The organism is Curtobacterium sp. MCJR17_020, assembly GCF_003234365.2.
GTDB lineage: Bacteria > Actinomycetota > Actinomycetes > Actinomycetales > Microbacteriaceae > Curtobacterium.
The window spans coordinates 2,903,888-2,922,157 of the sequence record NZ_CP126260.1 but is presented as its reverse complement, the minus strand read 5'-3'; the positions used below and the strand labels follow the sequence as shown (position 1 = coordinate 2,922,157).

At 70.4% G+C, this 18,270-nt stretch carries 15 protein-coding genes; 5 read left to right on the top strand and 10 right to left on the bottom strand.

Annotation, left to right across the window (positions count from 1 at the left end):
• Positions 1–11 precede the first annotated feature (11 nt).
• The 8 genes from DEJ14_RS13810 to DEJ14_RS13775 all read right to left on the bottom strand — a co-directional run bounded on the left by DEJ14_RS13810 (position 12) and on the right by DEJ14_RS13775 (position 11,598).
• A complete protein-coding gene (locus DEJ14_RS13810; RefSeq protein ID WP_111084418.1) occupies positions 12–2,096 on the bottom strand; it encodes a bifunctional aldolase/short-chain dehydrogenase in 2,085 nt (694 codons plus the stop codon).
• A 4-nt stretch (positions 2,097–2,100) separates the two neighbouring features.
• Positions 2,101–3,273 carry an L-rhamnose isomerase gene (rhaI, locus tag DEJ14_RS13805; RefSeq protein ID WP_111084417.1) on the bottom strand — a complete coding sequence of 391 codons (1,173 nt, stop codon included), beginning with the start codon at positions 3,271–3,273 and terminating at the stop codon, positions 2,101–2,103.
• 370 nt (positions 3,274–3,643) lie between these two features.
• On the bottom strand, positions 3,644–5,950 hold the full coding sequence (locus DEJ14_RS13800) for an alpha-L-rhamnosidase (protein WP_111084416.1): 2,307 nt from the start codon (positions 5,948–5,950) through the stop codon (positions 3,644–3,646).
• Positions 5,951–6,005: 55 nt separating this feature from the next.
• Positions 6,006–6,878: a carbohydrate ABC transporter permease gene (locus tag DEJ14_RS13795; RefSeq protein ID WP_243692442.1), complete on the bottom strand. Its 873-nt coding sequence runs from the start codon at positions 6,876–6,878 to the stop codon at positions 6,006–6,008.
• Positions 6,879–6,883: 5 nt separating this feature from the next.
• Entirely contained in the window at positions 6,884–7,819 is a 936-nt protein-coding gene (locus DEJ14_RS13790) for a carbohydrate ABC transporter permease (RefSeq protein ID WP_243649937.1), read from the bottom strand.
• A 4-nt stretch (positions 7,820–7,823) separates the two neighbouring features.
• A complete protein-coding gene (locus DEJ14_RS13785) occupies positions 7,824–9,173 on the bottom strand; it encodes an ABC transporter substrate-binding protein (protein ID WP_111084415.1) in 1,350 nt (449 codons plus the stop codon).
• Positions 9,174–9,454: 281 nt separating this feature from the next.
• The gene (locus DEJ14_RS13780; RefSeq protein WP_111084414.1) at positions 9,455–10,540 is read right to left on the bottom strand and encodes a LacI family DNA-binding transcriptional regulator; all 1,086 of its coding nucleotides are present in this window, start codon (positions 10,538–10,540) and stop codon (positions 9,455–9,457) included.
• Between the two features lie 47 nt (positions 10,541–10,587).
• On the bottom strand, positions 10,588–11,598 hold the full coding sequence (locus DEJ14_RS13775; RefSeq protein ID WP_111084413.1) for a LacI family DNA-binding transcriptional regulator: 1,011 nt from the start codon (positions 11,596–11,598) through the stop codon (positions 10,588–10,590).
• A 348-nt stretch (positions 11,599–11,946) separates the two neighbouring features.
• Here DEJ14_RS13775 and DEJ14_RS13770 point away from each other — a divergent pair, with 348 nt between their 5' ends.
• The 5 genes from DEJ14_RS13770 to DEJ14_RS13750 all read left to right on the top strand — a co-directional run bounded on the left by DEJ14_RS13770 (position 11,947) and on the right by DEJ14_RS13750 (position 16,390).
• Positions 11,947–13,302, top strand: coding sequence for an MFS transporter (locus DEJ14_RS13770; protein WP_220036387.1), 1,356 nt, complete (start codon positions 11,947–11,949; stop codon positions 13,300–13,302).
• The gene (locus DEJ14_RS13765) at positions 13,302–13,640 is read left to right on the top strand and encodes an L-rhamnose mutarotase (protein WP_502868832.1); all 339 of its coding nucleotides are present in this window, start codon (positions 13,302–13,304) and stop codon (positions 13,638–13,640) included. The genes DEJ14_RS13770 and DEJ14_RS13765 overlap by 1 nt, the downstream gene beginning before the upstream one ends.
• A gap of 27 nt (positions 13,641–13,667) precedes the next feature.
• Positions 13,668–14,099 carry a DNA glycosylase family protein gene (locus DEJ14_RS13760; protein ID WP_111084411.1) on the top strand — a complete coding sequence of 144 codons (432 nt, stop codon included), beginning with the start codon at positions 13,668–13,670 and terminating at the stop codon, positions 14,097–14,099.
• Positions 14,100–14,169: 70 nt separating this feature from the next.
• Complete coding sequence (locus DEJ14_RS13755) at positions 14,170–15,084, top strand: metallophosphoesterase (RefSeq protein ID WP_111084410.1); 915 nt, start codon at positions 14,170–14,172, stop codon at positions 15,082–15,084.
• A gap of 244 nt (positions 15,085–15,328) precedes the next feature.
• Positions 15,329–16,390 carry an NADP-dependent oxidoreductase gene (locus DEJ14_RS13750; RefSeq protein WP_111084409.1) on the top strand — a complete coding sequence of 354 codons (1,062 nt, stop codon included), beginning with the start codon at positions 15,329–15,331 and terminating at the stop codon, positions 16,388–16,390.
• A 38-nt stretch (positions 16,391–16,428) separates the two neighbouring features.
• Here the strand turns inward: DEJ14_RS13750 and DEJ14_RS13745 are convergent, their stop codons facing one another.
• Both DEJ14_RS13745 and DEJ14_RS13740 read right to left on the bottom strand, forming a co-directional pair.
• Positions 16,429–17,301 (bottom strand): ABC transporter permease, encoded by an 873-nt coding sequence (locus tag DEJ14_RS13745; protein ID WP_181437431.1) that lies wholly within the window; start codon positions 17,299–17,301, stop codon positions 16,429–16,431.
• Entirely contained in the window at positions 17,288–18,250 is a 963-nt protein-coding gene (locus tag DEJ14_RS13740; protein ID WP_111084493.1) for an ABC transporter ATP-binding protein, read from the bottom strand. Before DEJ14_RS13740 ends, DEJ14_RS13745 begins: the two co-directional genes overlap by 14 nt.
• Positions 18,251–18,270: the final 20 nt, after the last annotated feature.

The window sequence follows — 18,270 nt, the reverse complement described above, 5'->3', positions numbered from 1 at the left end:
CTTGTCGTTCATCAGCGCAGGAACGCGGCGGCGACACCCGCGTCGACGGGCACGTGCAACCCGGTCGTGTGCGAGAAGTCGTCGGTGCAGATGGCGTAGACGGCATTGGCGACGTTCTCGGGCACGACCTCGCGCTTGAGGATCGTGCGCTGGGCGTAGAACGCGCCGAGGTCCTGTTCCTCGATGCCGTAGGTCTTCGCGCGGTTCGCACCCCAGCCGCTCGCGAAGATCCCCGAGCCGCGGACGACGCCGTCGGGGTTGATCCCGTTGACGCGGACGCCGTGCTCACCGAGCTCCGCCGCCAACAACCGGACCTGGTGTGCCTGGTCGGCCTTGGTCGCCGAGTAGGCGATGTTGTTCGGACCGGCGAACACCGAGTTCTTCGACGAGATGTACACGATGTCGCCGCCGAGGCCCTGCTCGATGAGGACCTTCGCCGCCGCCTTGGACACCAGGAACGATCCCTTCGCCATGACGTCGTGCTGCAGGTCCCAGTCCTGTTCGGTGGTCTCGAGCAGGCTCTTGCTGAGGGAGAGTCCGGCGTTGTTCACGACGAGGTCGAGGCCGCCGAAGTGCAGGAGGGTCTGCTGGATCGCCTGCTCGATGTCCGCTGCCGAGGTCACGTTCGCCGCGACGCCGATGGCCCTGTCCGTGTTCCCGATCTCCGCGGCAGCGTCTTGCGCCTTCGCCAGGTCGAGGTCGGCGATGACGACCGCGGCACCCTCGGCGGCCAGGCGCTTCGCGATCGCCTTGCCGATGCCGCTCGCGGCTCCGGTGACCAGGGCGATGCGGGTGGCGAGCTTCTTGGGGGCCGGCATCCGCTGCAGCTTCGCCTCTTCGAGGGCCCAGTACTCGATGCGGAACTTCTCGGCCTCGTCGATGGGGTCGTAGGTGCTCAACGACTCGGCGCCGCGCATGACGTTGATCGCGTTGACGTAGAACTCCCCGGCGACGCGGGCGGTCTGGGCGTCCTTGCCGTACGAGAACATCCCGACGCCGGGCACCAGCACGATGAGCGGGTCGGCGCCGCGGATCGCGGGGGAGCCCGGGTTCGCGTGGCGGTCGTAGTAGGCCTGGTAGTCCGCGCGGTACTGCTCGTGGAGTTCGTGCAGGCGGGCGGTCTGCTCGTCGACGCTCGCGGTTGCGGGTAGGTCGAGGATGAGGGGCTTGACCTTGGTGCGCAGGAAGTGGTCGGGGCAGCTCGTGCCGAGCGCGGCGAGCTCCTCGGCGCGCGACGACGCCAGGAAGTCGAGCACGACGTCGCTGTCGGTGAAGTGCCCCACCACCGGCTTGTCGTGCCCGGCGATGCCGCGGATCGTCGGGGCGAGGGCGGCGGCGCGTGCGTGGCGTTCGTCGGTCGGCAGCGCCTCGAAGCCTGCCCGGGACCCGCCGAACGGGTCGGCCTTCCCGTGCTCCGCGATGTACTGCTCGGCGGTGTCGATGATCCAGCGCGAGTTCGCCTCGGCCTCCTCGCTCGTCTCGCCCCACGCCGTGATGCCGTGGCCGCCGAGGATCGTGCCGATCGCCTGGGGGTTGTCCCGCTTGATCGCGGCGATGTCGAGCCCGAGCTGGAACCCGGGTCGGCGCCACGGCACCCACACCACCGTGTCGCCGAAGATCGTCGACGTCAGGGCCGGTCCGTCCGCCGCCGTGGCGATGGCGATGCCGGCGTCCGGGTGCAGGTGGTCGACGTGCGCGGCGTCGACCAGGGCGTGCATCGCCGTGTCGATGGACGGGGCGGCACCGCCCTTGCCGTGCAGCGTGTAGTCGAACGCGGCGACCATCTCGTCCTCGCGCTCCACCCCCGGGTAGACGTCCTGGAGTGCACGGACGCGGTCGACGCGCAGGACTGCGAGGCCCGCCGGCGTGAGGGTGCCGAGGTCGCCCCCGGAGCCCTTCACCCAGAGCAGCTCCACCGGCTCGCCCGTGACCGGGTCGGTGTCGGTGCCCTTCGCCGAGGTGTTCCCGCCGGCGTAGTTCGTGATCCGCGGATCCGAGCCGAGCGCGTTCGAGCGCGCGATGAGCGCACTGATCGTGGTGTCTGCGTCGGTGCCGTGCGTTGCGGGGTCCACCCGAGCCTCCAGTGTGTGTGCCATGTGTCTACGCGCCCCAACCGGCCTGGACGCCGCCGACGCGGTCCTCGGCGATCGACTGCTGGTACCCGGAGTCCAGGTACGCGCGCATCGGGTTCGCCGGCAGGCCGCGGGATTCGCGCCACGCGGCGAGGTCCGCCCGGACGTCGGTCTGGTACGCGTCCATGAAGACCTCGTTCGCGCCGAGGACGTCGTGGGCCTCCTGCGCTGCGGTCAGGGCCACGCGGTCGAGGAGCAGTGCCCGGGCCGTCATCTCCTGCACGTTGAGCACGGAGCGGATCTGACCGGGGATCTTGTCCTCGATGTTGTGGCACTGGTCGAGCATGAACGCGACGTCGTGGTTGTCGTAGCCGCCGCCGCGGATGACCTCGACCAGGATGCGGAACAGCTGGAACGGGTCCGCTGCGCCCACGATCAGGTCGTCGTCGGCGTAGAACCGCGAGTTGAAGTCGAAGCTGCCGAGCTTGCCGAGGCGCAGGAGCTGCATCACGATGAACTCGATGTTCGTGCCGGGGGCGTGGTGGCCGGTGTCGAGGCAGACCATCGCCTTGTCGCCGAGTGCCGCCGTCTGCACGTAGCTCGTGCCCCAGTCCGGAACGTCGGTGTGGTAGAACGACGGCTCGAAGAACTTGTACTCGAGCACCAGGCGCTGGTCGGCACCGAGGCGGTCGTAGATCGTGCTGAGCGACTCGTGCAGGCGGTCCTGGCGTTCGCGCATGTCGGCCTGGCCGGGGTAGTTCGAGCCCTCGGCGAGCCAGATCTTCAGGTCACGGCTGCCGGTGGCGTCCATCACGTCGATGCAGCGCAGGTGGTGGTCGATCGCCTTCTGCCGGATGCTCGCGTCGGTGTGGGTGAGGGCACCGAACTTGTAGTCGTCGTCCTGGAACGTGTTCGAGTTGATCGTCCCGAGCGCGACCCCGTGCTCTTCGGCGTGCCGCTTGAGGTCGCTGAAGTCGTCGACGAGGTCCCACGGGATGTGCAGTGCCACGGTCGGCGCGAGGCCGGTGTACTCGTGCACCTGCGCGGCGTCGGCGATCTTCTCGTACGGGTCGCGCGGGGTGCCGGGCGTGCTGAACACCTTGAAGCGGGTGCCGGAGTTGCCGAAGGCCCAGCTGGGCAGCTCGATCTGCTGTCGTGCGAGCTGGTCGGCGATGCCGGTGAAGGTCGGGGTCGATGTCATCGTGTCACTTCCTCGTGTGCGATTGAATCGTTTCATACAGTACGGGTCGCGGCGGGCTGCCGCAACCGTGTGGGGTGTGTGGCGTCGCGCACCCCGGTGCGCGCATCGCGCCCCGGAGAGTCGGGGCGCGATGCGCGCACGGGGGCGCGATGCGGGACGGGCGCGGGCGCGATGCGGAACGGGCGGGCGCGGGACGAGCGGGTTGCTCGCGGAGCGAGGGGGCGGACTTCGGTTGCGGGCTGCGCGCCCCGTTGCGGCCGTCGCGCCCCGAAGAGTCGGGGCGCGAAGACCGCCCGGGGGCGCGACACCGGGCGAGCGCCGTCAGACGTCCCGCGCACCACCCTGACCAGCCCACCGTCCGCTCCCCGCGCTACGCGGCCGGCACCGCAGCCGGCGCGCGTAGCTCGTGCGAGCCGGCGCCGAGCCGCTGCTCCGCAACACCCGGCAGGCGCACCACCGCGGTGACCCCCTCGGGCACCTGTGCACGGACGAGCAGCTCGCCGTCGACGAGCTCCCACCGCACCGCGATGTGCCCGTGCACGGAGTCGAGCGACGTCGACGCCCACGTCAGGCCGCCGCCCGGCTGCGGCGCGATGAGCACGGAGGCGTACCCCGGTTCGAGCGCCGACAGACCGCCGACCACCCGGTGCATCCAGTCCGCCACGGCACCGAGTGCGTAGTGGTTGAACGAGGTCATCTCACCCGGGTTGATGGTGCCGTCCGGCAGCATCGAGTCCCAACGCTCCCAGACCGTCGTCGCACCCATCGTCACCGGGTACAGCCACGACGGGCACTCCGTCTGCAGCAGCAGCCGGTACGCGTCGTCGAGGTGGCCGGTCTGCGTCAGCGCGTCGGTGATGAACGGCGTGCCCGCGAAGCCCGTCGAGATCCGGTACCCGGACTGCTCGGCCAGCTCCGCCAGGCGGTCGCCCGCACGGCGCTCGTCGTCCTCGTCGAGGATGCCGAACACGATCGCGAGCGCGTAGACGGTGGTGCAGTCGCTCCGGATGCGGCCGTCGGTCACGTAGTGCTGACGGAACGCGGCCTGGAGGCCCGTGGCGAGCTCCTCGGCTTCCGTCGCCTCCGCCTCGTGGCCCGTCAACCGCGCCGCCTGCGCCACCAGGGTCGCGCTGCGGTACGCGCACGCCGTCGCCACGACGCCCGGGTCGGCCTTCGCCTTGGCGGCGTCCTCCGGCGGGGCGTCCGGGTCGAGCCAGTCGCCGAACTGGAAGACGGTGTCCCACAGGCCCTCGGGTGACAGATGGCCCTTGATGCGGCGGAGGTGCGCCGTCATCGAGTCGAGCTGCTCCTCGAGCACCGCGGTGTCGCCGTACGCCTGGTACAGGGTCCACGGCACCCAGACGCCGGCGTCCGACCAGATGGCTGTGGCGTCGGGGGTGCCGAAGTCCTCGGCGGGGGAGTACTTGAGCACGTCCGGCACCACGAACGGGATGACACCGTCGGCGTGCTGCTGCTCGAGCCACACGTCGCGGAGCCAGTCGCCCAGGAAGGCGCGGGTGTCGAACAGGTAGGACGCCGTCGGCGCGAACGCCGCGATGTCGCCCGTCCACCCGAGGCGCTCGTCGCGCTGCGGGCAGTCGGTCGGGACGCTCAGGAAGTTGCCCTGCATGCCCCGGATGACGTTGTCGTGGAACGTGTTGAGCAGCTCGTGGCTGGACTCGAACGTGCCCGTCCGGGTCAGGTCGGAGCCGACCTGCACCGCGGTGACGGCCGATCGGAGTTCGTCGAGCGTGCCGGTCCACCCGTCGACCTGGGCGTAACGGAAGCCGTGGAAGGTGAAGCGGGGCTCGAAGCGGTCCTCGCCGCCGCTCAGGGTGAAGTGGTCCGTCGCCTTCGCGGTACGCAGTGGGCGGGTGCCGAGCTCGTCGTGTTCGAGCACCTCGGCGTGCTTCAGGGTCAGGACGGTGCCGGCCGGTCCGCTCGCGGTCAGGCGGAGCCAGCCGACCAGGTTCACGCCGAAGTCGATCAGCGTCGCGCCGGACGGGCTCGTCCAGACCTCGATGGGGGCGATCTCGGCGAGGGGTCGGACCGGCGGCACGGTGTCGGCGACGAGTTCGCGCTCGCCGATGTCGACGGTGCGCACGGCGCTGGTGCGTCCCTCGTGGCCGTCGACGCTCGGCGTGGTGACCTCGCCGGGCGTCAGGAAGGAGCCGTCGCGGAGCCGGGCGTCGATGTCCTCGCCGTCGTACAGCTGGTCGGCGGTGATCGCGCTGGACAGGGCCTGCCAGTCCGTGTCGGTGGCGACGAGCTGTTCGTGGCCGTCGGCGAACGTGATGCGGAGCTCGGCGAACCCAGCGGGCTCGTCGGCGTACCAGCCGCCGCCACCACCCCACGCGAGGCGCCCGGCGGCCCAGCCCTTGCCGAGGACGAGTGCGAGGACTGCCGCCTCGCCCGAGCCGGTGCCGGTCAGGTGCGCCGTGACGTCGTGCGAGACGACGCGGATGCGCCACTCGTAGCTCGTCCACCCCGGTTCGAGCAGGTGGTCGGAGACGCGTTCGCCACCGAGCCACGCCTCGACGACGCCGAGGGCGCTGACGTCGAGGGTCGCTCCGGTGACGGCGCCGTGGCCGTCGTCGAGGGCGAACTCACGGCGCAGGATCGGTGCGCTCCCGAGGTCGGCGTCGCTCGTGATGAACGGTGCGGTCCAGGCGGTCATGTGGTGTGTCCTTTCACGCGACCGGTCGTCGTCGACCGGTGCGGGGGTCGTGGGGTCAGCCCTTGACGGCGCCGCTGGTCATGCCGGCGACGATCTGGCGGTTGAAGAAGACGTAGAGGATCAGCGGCGGGATCGTGATGAGCAGGACGTCGGTGAACAGCAGGTTGAGCTGGCTGACCGACTGGCTCTGGAACGAGTAGAGCGTCTGCTGCACCGTGGCGTTCTCGGACCCCGGCAGGAAGTACAGCGGGTTCGTGAAGTCGTTGAACACCGTGACGGACTGCACGAGCACGACCGTGATGATGACCGGCTTGAGCAGCGGCAGCACGACGCCGAAGAACAGACGGATCGGTCCGGCGCCGTCGAGGACGGCTGCCTCGTCGAGCTCCTTCGGGATCGTCGCCACGAACGCCCGGAAGAGCAGGATGCAGAACGACAGGCCGAAGGTCGCCTCGATGAGGATCATCCCGCCCATGGTCTTGAACAGGTTGAGCCCCTGGAGCACCCAGATCGTCGGGACGATCGCGGGCGGGACGATGAGGCCCGCCAGGACGAAGAAGTTGATCACGCCGTTCCACTTGCTCGGACGACGCTGCAGCACGTACCCGACCATCGCGGAGAACACGACCATCACGATCACGCTGCCCACGGTCAGGACCGCACTGTTCAGGAACGCGCGGACGATCACGCCGTCACCGGATCCGAACACGGCCTGCAGGTTCTGCCAGAGCTGCCACTCGGTCGGCAGGCTGAAGCCGAGCTGGTTCGCCTCGGCCGGGTTCTTCATGGCCTGCAGCAGGACGAAGACGAACGGCACCAGGAACACCACGAAGCTGACGACGATGGCGATCGAGCCGATGACCCACCGGCGGGTCCGGCCCGGGTGGCGTCCGCGGGGAGCGGCCGGGGTCAGCCGCTGGTCGACGATGGCGGTCACAGGTCCGCCTCCTTGCGGTTCAGGAGCCACGAGATCGGGACCATGATCGCTGTCACGACCACGAACAGGACCACGTTGCCGGCGGTCGACAGGCCGTAGAACCCGGCCTGGTACTGCTTGTAGATGACGCTCGCGATGACGTCACTGGTGAACCCTGGCCCACCGCCGGTCATCGCCCAGATCAGGTCGAAGGACCGCAGCCCGCCGATCAGCGACAGGATGATGACGGTGCCCATCGCGGGACGCGACAGTGGCAGGGTGATGTTCCGGAAGATCGACCACGCGCTCGCGCCGTCGACCCGTGCGGCCTCGAAGTACTCCTGCGGGATCGCCACGATGCCGGCGATGAAGATGAGCGTCGCGATGCCGACGCCCTTCCAGACGTCCACCGCGGCGACGCTCCAGAGGGCGAGGGCCGGGTCGGTCAGCCACCCCGGAGTCGGGAGGCCGACCGAGCCGAGGACGCCGTTGATGATCCCGTGGAACGGGTCCATCAGCGCCTTGAACGTGATGCCGATGCCGATCGTCGACACGAGCACCGGGAAGAACACGACCGCCCGCAGGTAGCCGCGCCCCAGCACGGGCGACGTGAGGAGCAGGGCGAGGGCGAGTCCGATGACCACCTTCGCCGCGCTCGTCACGAAGCCGTACTGGAACGTGTGCACGAACCCGGAGACGAGCTGCGGGTCCTGGAAGAACCGGACGAAGTTGTCGAAACCGATGAAGGTCTGGTCGAACAGCGTCCAGCGGGTGAGGGAGAAGTAGAACCCGGCGAAGGTGGGGACCGCGAAGAACACGACGTACAGCGCGATCGCGGGGATGAAGAACCAGGCGGGGTAGAACGAGCGCATCCGCTTGCGCGCGGGACCGGTCCCGCCGGAGCCCGCTCGGGTCTTCGCCGGCTCGAGTGCCGTCGTGAGTGTCGCGGTCACCGTGTCACCAGCCCTTGATGCCGAGCTGCTGTGCCTGCTGGACGACGTCGTCGTCGTACTGGTCAGCACCCTTGGCCGCGTTGGTGATGCCGGAGCCGACCTGCACGCAGATCTTCTCGAGGTTCGGGCCCTTGATCGGGGACAGGAACTCGAGCGCCGGGCTCGCCTTGCCGTCGTCCAGGTACTTCTGCAGGTCGTCGATCATCGGGGGCACGTCGTCGGGCAGCGAGCAGGTCGAGATGACGTACGGGCCACCGGGGGTTCCGGTGTCGTTCTGCACCTTGCAGCCGTCGGCCGAGTTCGCGAAGGCGATGAACTTCTTCGCGGCGGCGAGCTCGTCACCCTCGGTGGTCTTCGGGATGTACAGGCCGTTCGGCTCCCAGATGGTCAGGTTCGTGTCGTCGGCGTCCTCGGCCGGCAGCGCGAACGCTCCGATGTCCTCGACCGCGTCGGGGCTGTCCTGCTGCAGCGTCGAGATCGCGTTCGTCAGCATCGGGTACTGCGCCCCGGTGCCGTCGGCGAGCATCTTCAGGCCGTTCGCCTGCGTGGCCGAGGCGTAGTCCTCGTTGTAGAGGTCCTTGTCCTTGCCCTCGGCGAGGTGGTCGAAGCCGGCGAGTGCGGGGTCCTTGGCGTAGGACTCCTTGTTCGCGGTGTAGTTGTCCGCCCAGTCCTTGTCCTGCGCCGTGATGTTGGCGAAGTCGCCGAGCACGAACAGCTGGCTGGTCCAGGTGTCGCCGTACGTCTGGATGATCGGGGCGACCTTGCCGGCGTCCTTGATCTTCTCGCTGTTGCTGATGAACTCGTCCCACGTGGTGGGGACGCTGAGCCCGAGGTCCGCGTAGACCTTCTTGTTGTACATGACGCCGCCGCCGAAGCTCGTGCCGAAGGGAGCGCCGTAGACGCCCTTGTCGGTGCTGACGACCTTGGTGAACTGCTCGTCGACGTCCTTCGTCCAGCTCTCGTCGGACAGGTCCACCAGGGTGTTGTCCGGGTTGAGGGCCTGCATGAGCGAACCGGAGTTGTAGTTGAAGACGTCGGCCATCTCGCCGGTCGACAGCTGGGTCTTCACCAGGTTGTCGCCGTCGGTGCCCTGCGGGCGGGTGTCGAACTTGACCGTGATGTCGGGGTTTGCCTTCTCGAACGCCTCGATGAGCGGCTTCGCGGTGGCTGCGGTCGCGGGCGAGTTGTCGGCCTGGTAGGTGATCTGCACCTTGCCGCCGCCTTCGTCGGCGGAACCGCCGGACGAACACGCTGCGAGCCCGCCGATCAGGACCGTGGCGCCGCCGATGGCGACGAGTCGTTTGACGACGGCGCGCGTGGTGAGCGTCCTCGTGGTCAGGGAACGAGCTGACATTCCTTACCTCCTCGTAAGGCCCGGGGCGGGGTACCCCGGGTGAAACGGACCCGGATCCCGCGTCGTCGTGGGCTCCGGTTGCTGCTGTTTAGAACGTTTCAATCAGGATGGAACCACGTGGATTGAAGCGTGTCAATCGCTGTGCCGATTTCGTTACGGGAACGCGCATGCCTGGTGCGCGCGGTCCCGAGTCTCGGGGTGAGCGACAGTCCTCGCGCCCCGCAGCCCGCGAACTGTCGCTCACCCCGAGACTCGGCGCCCCCGCCCCGAGACTCGGGCGCTCAGGCCTCGGTGCGGCGCGGGTCGCTCGGCGCCGTTGCCCGCGCGGCCGCTGCACCGGCGCGGCCGAGCGTGCTCTCGCGGGGCACGAGCTCGCTGCCGAGCACGATGGTGCGGTGGACGTGCATCGGGTCGGAGAGCTCCTCGAGCAGCAGGGCCACGGCAGCCGCGCCCATCTCCGCACCGTGCATGGTCACCGAGGTCAGCGGCACCGCGCCGCCCCACGCCACCGAGTTGTGGTCGCAGCCCGACACCGGGATGTCCTCCGGCACGCGGATGCCGGCAGCTCGGAGCTCCGAGACGACCGCCATCGCGAGCAGGTCCGTGACGCCCAGGACGCCGTCGGGCCGTTCGTCCGCGGGCATCGCCGCGATCCGGGACCCGGCGTGCGTGCCGCCGGGTGGGTCGATGTCACCGGCGTCGATGTCGACGAGTTCCACCCCGGGGTGGCCCGCGATCGCCCGGAGTACGCCGGCGCGGCGGAGTGCGACCGGCTGCAGCTCGGCGCGGGCGCTCACGAAGCCGATGCGTCGGCACCCGCGGGCGATCAGGTGCTCGGCGGCGAGGAACCCCGCCTGTTCGTTGTCGACGACGACGGAGCAAGCATCGACCGTCGTCGGCGCGAAGTTGACGTAGACGACCGGGCGACCGTGCCGACGGGTGAGTTCGACCTGGTCGCGCGACTCGGTCATCGAGGCGAGCAGGATGCCGGACACCCGAGCGCTCTCGAGGTACGCGAGGTGTTCGCCCTGCGCCTGCAGGTCGTCCTCGCTGCTCGCGATCAGGAGCGTGAACCCCCGCTTCCGCGCCGCGAGCTGCGCGCCGTTGACCATGTCGCTGAACAGCGAGTTCCGGAGCGACATCACGACGAGCCCGATCGAACGGCTGCTGCCGGATGCGAGCACCCGGGCGTTGCGGTTCGGCGTGTACCCGAGTTCGGCGATCGCGTCGTGCACGCGAGCGGCGGTGGAGTCGGCCACCCGCTCGGGGTGGTTCAGGACGTTCGAGACCGTCGCGAGCGAGACGCCCGCGCGAGCGGCGACGTGGTGCACGCTCGGTGGGCCGTCACGCCTGGGGACATGCACCATGCTCTGATCGTAGGCCGCAGCGGCGGTCGCTCCGCGCTGGGGCCCGGCTACGCGTCGGCGACGGAGGACTGCCGGACCACGAGCTCCGGCGTGAACTCGACGTGCTCGAGGTCGATGCCCTGTCCGAGCTCGACCTGCTTCGTCAACAGCTCGATCGCCTGGCGCCCGAGGTCGTGCGCAGGCTGGCGCACCGAGGTCAACGGGACGACGGCTGCCTCGGCGAAGGCGATGTCGTCGTAGCCCACGATCGCGATCTCGTCCGGCACTGCGATCGTGCCGCGCATGATGAACGCCTGTTCGAGGCCGACCGCGAGCAGGTCGTTCGCCGCGAACACTGCGTCCGGCCGTTCGGCGCGGGGGCGTGCCTGGAGTTCTTCGCCGATGCGACGCCCTTCGAGCACCGACAGTGACGCGGTCGGCAGGACCTCGAGCTCGATGCCAGCTGCCCGAGCCGCCGACAGTGCCCCGGCGTGCCGGTCGGCCACCTGGCGGATGCTGGACGGGCCACCGACGAACGCGATGCGCGTCCGCCCGATGGCCGCGAGGTGCTCGACCGCGATGCGACCGCCCGCGACGTCGTCCACCGACACCGAGGCGAAGTGCTCGTCGTCGGCGCGGCGGTCGACGAGCACGACGGCGGTGCCCTGGTCGCGCAGGCGGGCGAGGCGGGACAGGTCGTCTCCGGCGGGGGAGATGAGCAGGCCGGCGACCCGGCGTTCCTCGAACAGGTCGACGTAGGTGCGCTCGCGGTCGGTGGACTCGTCGGAGTTGCCGATCAGGACGGCCAGGCCCTTGTCCATCGCGGCGTCTTCGGCACCGCGGGCGACGTCGGTGAAGAACGGGTTGCCGCCGTCGAGCACGATCAGGCCGACGGTGGAGCTGCGGCCGGCCCGGAGCTGGCGTGCGGAGTCGTTGCGGACGAACCCGAGCGCGGCGATGGCGGACTGCACCCGATCGACCGTGGTCGGAGCCACCTTGTCGGGTCGGTTCAGGACGTTGGACACCGTCCCCAAGGACACGCCGGCGAGCGCTGCCACCTCTCGCACACTGACCGCCATGTGGCCATCCTGGCATCGCACCTGCGCTTCCGGGCGGTGCGCGCCGTGATCTGTGGAAAACGGCGGACGGGAGGCGCGGTGCGGGCTGGACCCGGGCCTCCCGTCCGTGGGGTGGTCGCGTCCACCGCCCGCGCACGGTGCGAGGCGTGCGGCTGGTGCGAGGTTGCGCACTCGGTGCGGGGCGGGAGTGCTCGCACGGAGTGTGCAACCTCGCACCGGGCGAGCGACCCCTCGCACGGTGCGAGGACCAGCCCGGCGAACCCGCTCTTGCCAGCGCGCACACCGGAGCGCTATCGTCTCGCTGTCCCGTTGAAACGATTCACTGACGAACACGCGAACGGAGGACCGATGGCGGTCCGAATCGGAGCCCGGAGCACCACGGGCTGGAAGGCGACCGTCTCGGTCGCCATGTCGAACTACATCGAGTCGGGGTCGATCATCGCGATCGCCACGAGCCTCAGCCTGTGGCAGGCGCAGTTCCACGTCGGCGACCTCGAGGTCGGTCTGCTGGCGAGCCTGTCCGCCAACGCGTTCGGCGCCGCCGCCGGCGCCATCATCGGCGGACCGCTGTGCGACCGCTACGGCCGGAAGTTCATCTACACCTACGACCTGCTGCTCTACATGCTCGGCATCCTGCTCGCGGTCTTCGCCGGCAGCTACGGCATGCTCCTGGTCGGCTTCATCCTGACCGGCATCGCGGTCGGCGCCGGGGTGCCGGCGAGCTGGACCTACATCGCCGAGCAGGCACCAGCGGACAAGCGCGCCGCCCACGTCGGCACCGCGCAGCTCGCCTGGTCGATCGGCCCGATGGTCGGCTTCGCGTTGGCCATCGCCGCCGCACCCCTCGGACTGCTCGGCAGCCGGCTCATCTTCGCGCACCTGTTCGTCGTCGCCGCCGTGGTCTGGTGGCTCCGCCGCGGGCTGCCGGAGTCGGCGATCTGGAAGGACGAGCGCGCCGCGACCGGCACCGCGAACTTCTTCCACGGGATCACCCAGCTGTTCAGCCGGCGCCGGAACCTGACCGCGATGCTGTTCCTGTTCGGCGTCTACGCGCTCTGGAACACCGTCGCCGGGCAGGCCGGCATCTTCCAGCCGCGGGTGTACTCGGCCACCGGGGTCACGAGCGTCACCGAGCAGTACGGCCTGCAGATCCTGGTGTGGGGCTGCACCGTCGCCGCGACCTACTTCGGCTTCATGCGCTACGGCGACCGGGTCAGTCGACGGTTGCTCTTCGCCCTCGGCGCGGTGCTCGCGATCGTCGCCTGGGCCGTCCTGATCTACGCACCGGCGAACCTCGGCACGCTGCTGTTCTTCGCCGTGGCGTGGGGCATCTCGTCGGGCATCGGCGCGCAGGCGTTCTACGGCCTCTGGACGAGCGAGCTCTTCGCCACCCGGTACCGGGCCAGTGCCCAGGGCGTGTTGTTCCTCGCCGCGCGGGTCATGGTCGGTCTGCTGAGCATCTGGTTCCCGCTGCTGCTGTCCGACATCGGACTCCGTGCACTCGGTGGGCTCATCCTGGGGCTCCTCGCGATGTCGTTCCTGGTCGGCACCATCTGGGCCCCACGCACACAGGGCAAGACGCTCGAGGCGATCGAGGCCGAGCGGTACGGCACCGTGACCACCGTCACCGGTACCGTGCGCACCGCCGACGAGCGTGCCGTGCAGGACGCCGAACAGCGTCGCCGCGCCGAGGCCGACCGGTGATCCGCGTCTGCTTCCGACTGCAGGTGCAGGCCGAGCACCTGGACGCCTACCGCGAGCGGCACGCCGCGGTCTGGCCGGCGATGCTCCGGGCGATCGCCACGGCGGGGCGGCGGAACTACTCCCTGTTCCTCGACGACGACGGCCTGCTGATCGGCTACTACGAGACCGACTCGGTGGCCGATGCCGACGCGTCGCTCGCGGCGTCCGAGGTCGCGACCGCATGGGAGGCGCACATGCAGGACCTGTTCGACGGTGCCACGGGCCGTGCGGACCAGACCGCGCGGGTGCTGCCCGAGGTGTTCAACCTGGAGGACCAGCTGGCCGCCGCCGCCGAGTGAGGAACGGGGGCGGGTAGCGTCCGGTCCATGGCCGACGTGACCCACGCCGCGGACCTCGGGATCGACCTGTCCGACGGCAAGCCCCAACAGCTCTACCGGTGGTTCCTCGCCAGCATGCTCTTCGGCCGGCCCATCCGGCAGGAGCAGGCGGCGGAGACCTACCGCGTCCTCATCGACCACGGGTTCACCAGCCCGGGGAAGTTCGCGGGCGCCGGACGCGAGCAGCTGCGGAGGGTCCTGGACGAGGGCGGCTACGCGCGGTTCGACTACCAGATGACCGACGCCCTGCACGAGACGATGCACACGCTGGACGCCGACGAGGGGTCCGTGTCGCACCTGGTGAAGACCGCGGCGTCGCGGAAGGACCTGCGCGACCGACTCGGTGCGCTCAAGGGGGTCGGCCCGAAGACGATCGAGATTTTCCTGCGGGACATCCCGGACGTGGTGCTGCCGGACTGAGCACGGGTGCTCACGAACCGCTCCCGACCCGCCCAGCCCACCCATCGCCCCCGTGGCTACCGTGGACCCCATGCAGCCGCCCGCAGCAGGAACCCTCCGCGTCCTCCACCTCTCCGACACCCACCTGACCGGCGACGGCGCCCTGCACCAGGGGTCCGTCGACACCACCGCAGCGCTGGACGCCGTGCTCGCCCGGGTCGACGGGGTGCCCGGCATCGGCCTCGTCGTCATCTCCGGCGACGTCTCCGAGGACGGCAGCCCCGAGTCGTACGCCGCCGTCCTCGAGCGGGTCGGCGGATGGGCCGAGCGCCACGGAGCCGCCCTCATCGCCGTCCCCGGCAACCACGACCTGCGCGAGGGCTTCCGCCAGGTGCTGTCCAACGGCCACGTCCTCGGCGAGGGCGGCCGCCCCGTCATGCACACGATGGAGTACCACCCGCCGACCGTGCCGGTGTGGGGGCAGTCGCTCGTCGCCGGCCGGAGGATCGTCACGGTCGACACGAGCGTGCCGGGTGCCGGCTACGGCGAGCTGAGCGACGCCAGCCTCGAACGGCTCCGCACCGCGCTCGCCGGGGACCACGCCCCGCACGGCACGGTCGTCGTCCTGCACCACCCGCCCCTGCCGGCCCCGACCGAGCTGCACGAGGCGCTCCGGCTGCAGAACCCCGAGGCACTCGCCGACGTGATCCGGGGTTCCGACGTTCGCGTGGTCCTGGGCGGGCACTACCACCACCACTTCGCCGGCTCGCTGGCCGGGGTCCCGGTCCTCGTCGCCCCCGGGGTCGCGAACGACACGGACGTCACCGGCGCCTACGACGAGGAATCGGCGACCGTCGACAGCGGCGCCCTCGTCGTCGACGTCGCCGAGGACGGCTCCGTCTGGTCGACGCCGCTGCGCGTCCCACGCCCCGACGCCGACCCACTCGCGTTCCACCTCGACGCCGAGACCGTCGCGTCCGTCATCGCGGCCGCCGGCAAGCACTGAGCAGCCGGCAAGCACTGAGCAGCCGGAAAACACTGAGCGGCCGGCGTGCACTGAGCGCGCGACGCGCACCGAGCGCGCGAGGCGCACTGGACGTGCGCGACGAACGGACGGGAGGCCCGTGGCCGTGTCCGCCACGGGCCTCCCGTCCGCTCGTCGGTACCGCCCACGGCCGGTACCCCGCCTGCTCGGGCTGCACGCGGGGAAACCGAGTAGGCCGGAGGCACACGCCAGCGAAGGAGCACCCATGCGGAACGGCAAGGCAGTCCAGTACGACCGGTACGGCGACTTCAGCGTCGTCGAGCTCGTCCCGCAGGAGAAGCCGACGGCCGGCCCCGGCGAGATCGTCGTCGAGATCGTCGCCGCCGGGTTGAACCACATCGAGCGCTTCCTGCGCGAGGGGAAGCTCCGGGACCACATCGAGCTCGAGTTCCCGGCACGGCAGGGCGTCGACTTCGCCGGCATCGTCCGGGCGCGGGGCGACGGCGTGAAGGACCTGCGGGTGGGTGACGAGGTCATGGGGCACGCGCCCCAGGGCGGCTCGCACGCGAACTGGATCGCGGTGCCGCGTGGTGCCGTCATCAAGAAGCCCGAGTACGTCGGGTGGGAGGTCGCCGGTGGCCTGTACCTGGCCGGGTGCACGGCGGTGTCGGTGGTGCGATCGCTCCGCCTCGGGCCGGACGACACGGTCGTCATCACCGCTGCAGCGGGCGGTGTCGGCCACATCGAGAGCCAGCTGGCGCACGACGCCGGTGCGACCGTGATCACCCTCGGCAGCGCGCGCAACCACGACTACCTGCGGCAGATCGGCACGCTACCGGTCGTCTACGGCGAGGGCGAGGAAGACCGCATCCGAGCGATCGCGGACGGCCGGCCGATCACCGCCTTCATCGACAACCACGGGGAGAGCAACGCCGAGCTCTTGGCCGAACGCCTCGGGGTCAGGGACGAACGCTTCGTGTCCTCGGAGGAACGGCGCGACATCGAGCTGCGGTTCCTGCGCGCCCCGGCAGAGGACGAGGAGACCCGGGAACTCCTGACCACGTTGGCGAAGGCCCTGCAGGAGCGTCGCTTCCAGGTGCTCATCTCGGGCTTCTACCCGTTCGAGTACATCGTCGAGGCGTACGAGGACCTCGCCGAGATGAAGTCACGCGGCAAGGTCGTCATCGGGATGCAGACGGTCGAGACCGGAGCGCGGCTCGACTGGTACCGCTCCGAGAAGGCCCGCGACCTGCGGGACCGCTACGCGGATGCGCGCGGCTCGGAGGCGGAGACGATGGCGGGCGGCGCAGCGACCCCGGCGAGCTGACGGCGATCGGGCCCGGCGGTCGGGCTCGGCGGTCGGGCTCAGCTCAGGATGTCCTTCGAGGCGAACCGGCTGTACGCCAGTGCGCCGAACACGACGACGTAGCCGAGCTGCAGCAGCGCGTTCGACCCGAACGAGTCGAACGAGATCGGGTCGCGGAGCAGGTCGCCGAACCCCAGCCACTGGTGCGAGAACAGGTACGGGTGCAGCCAGTCGAGCTGGGGGAGCTGGTCGAGGACCTGGGAGGCCCCGGCCAGCACCACCGTCGCGGCCATCGCCCCGACCGGCACGTTCGTCAGCGTCGACGCGAACATGCCGATCGCCACGAGTCCGAGCATCGACATCGCCACGGAGAGGGCGAGGAGCAGTGCCCGGCCGGCGTACGACGCTCCGCCGACCTGGGTGCCGGACAGCAGGGTGACCGGACCGATCGGGAACAGCACGGCACCGATCGCCGCACCGACGAGCACCACGAGCAGCGTGGCCGCCAGGCAGAACGCGACCGCGCCGGCGAACTTGACCAGGATGAACCGCACCCGGCCGGTCGGTGCGACGAGCAGGTAGCGGATGGTGCCGTGGCTGGCCTCGCCCGCGACGGTGTCGCCCGCGACGACGCCGACCGTGAGCGGCAGGAACAGCGGGATCGACACCGTCAACGCGGTGAACGCCACGAACAGGCCGTTGTTGGTGATGTCGCCGAGGAACGCCGGGCCGCCGTCGTCGCCGTCGGTCGTCAGCTTCACGGCGACCGCGATCAGGACGGGGACGAGCGCGAGGGCCCCGAGCATCGCCCAGGTGCGGCGACGTCGGAACACGAGCGCGAGTTCGGAGCCGAGCAGCGCGAAGGGACGCTGGCGGCGCGGCGCCTCGGCGTCGGCGTCGGGCAGTGCACGGGCAGTGTCAGGCAGCGACATCGAAGCCCTCTCCGGTGAGCGCGACGAACAGGTCCTCGAGCGTACCGCCGCCGACCGTCAGCCCACGGACGCGGACGTCGGCGCGGACGAGTTCGGCGGTGATGGTCTCGGGCAGCAGCTCGTGCGGCAGGTCGGCGACCAGGACGTCGGCGCCGCCGTCGTGCCGGGGGACGAGCCCGAGCCGGCTCAGCACGCTGCCGGCCTGCCCGATGTCGGGCGTGCGGACGGTCACGGTGCGCGCCCCGGCGGACCGCAGTTCGTCGAGTTCGCCCTGTGCCACGAGCTTGCCGGTGCGCATCACCGCGGCGTGGGTGCAGACCTGCTCGATCTCGGCGAGCAGGTGGCTCGACACGAACACCGTCGTGCCGTCGTCCGCCAGGGACCGGATGAGGTTGCGGACCTCGCGCGTCCCCTGCGGGTCGAGGCCGTTCGTCGGTTCGTCGAGCACCAGCAGGTCCCGCGGGGAGAGCAGGGCGTTCGCCAGGCCCAGCCGCTGCTTCATGCCGAGCGAGTACGCATGCGCCTTCTTGTCGGCGGCGTGGGTCAGGCCGACGCGGTCGAGGGCGTGTGCGACGCGGTCCTTCCGGGTGCGCGGGTCCGACGTGGGGTCCGCCGCGTCGAAGCGCTGCAGGTTCGCCCGTCCGGACAGGTACGGGTAGAAGGCCGGTCCCTCGACCAGGGCGCCGACGCGCGGCAGTACCTGGTGCAGCGCCTTCGGCATCGACTGGCCGAGCACCTCGATCGTGCCACCCGTCGCGCTCGACAGTCCGAGGAGCATCCGGATCGTCGTCGTCTTGCCGGAGCCGTTCGGTCCGAGGAACCCGAACACCGCGCCGCGCGGCACCGACAGGTCGATGCCGTCGACGGCGCGCTGCTTGCGGAAGACCTTCTGGAGGCCCGTGGTGCGGATGGCGAGGTCGGTGTCCGTGGTCGTGCGGGTCGCGTCCACGGCGGCCGGTTCCGTCGTGT

What these genes read in the sequence shown, in the direction of transcription:
- DEJ14_RS13810 (WP_111084418.1), bottom strand. Translation starts at nt 2,096, where the DNA reads ATGGCACACACACTGGAGGCTCGGGTGGACCCCGCAACGCACGGCACC.
- rhaI (WP_111084417.1), bottom strand. Translation starts at nt 3,273, where the DNA reads ATGACATCGACCCCGACCTTCACCGGCATCGCCGACCAGCTCGCACGA.
- DEJ14_RS13800 (WP_111084416.1), bottom strand. Translation starts at nt 5,950, where the DNA reads ATGACCGCCTGGACCGCACCGTTCATCACGAGCGACGCCGACCTCGGG.
- DEJ14_RS13785 (WP_111084415.1), bottom strand. Translation starts at nt 9,173, where the DNA reads ATGTCAGCTCGTTCCCTGACCACGAGGACGCTCACCACGCGCGCCGTC.
- DEJ14_RS13780 (WP_111084414.1), bottom strand. Translation starts at nt 10,540, where the DNA reads ATGGTGCATGTCCCCAGGCGTGACGGCCCACCGAGCGTGCACCACGTC.
- DEJ14_RS13775 (WP_111084413.1), bottom strand. Translation starts at nt 11,598, where the DNA reads ATGGCGGTCAGTGTGCGAGAGGTGGCAGCGCTCGCCGGCGTGTCCTTG.
- DEJ14_RS13770 (WP_220036387.1), top strand. Translation starts at nt 11,947, where the DNA reads ATGGCGGTCCGAATCGGAGCCCGGAGCACCACGGGCTGGAAGGCGACC.
- DEJ14_RS13760 (WP_111084411.1), top strand. Translation starts at nt 13,668, where the DNA reads ATGGCCGACGTGACCCACGCCGCGGACCTCGGGATCGACCTGTCCGAC.
- DEJ14_RS13755 (WP_111084410.1), top strand. Translation starts at nt 14,170, where the DNA reads ATGCAGCCGCCCGCAGCAGGAACCCTCCGCGTCCTCCACCTCTCCGAC.
- DEJ14_RS13750 (WP_111084409.1), top strand. Translation starts at nt 15,329, where the DNA reads ATGCGGAACGGCAAGGCAGTCCAGTACGACCGGTACGGCGACTTCAGC.
- DEJ14_RS13745 (WP_181437431.1), bottom strand. Translation starts at nt 17,301, where the DNA reads ATGTCGCTGCCTGACACTGCCCGTGCACTGCCCGACGCCGACGCCGAG.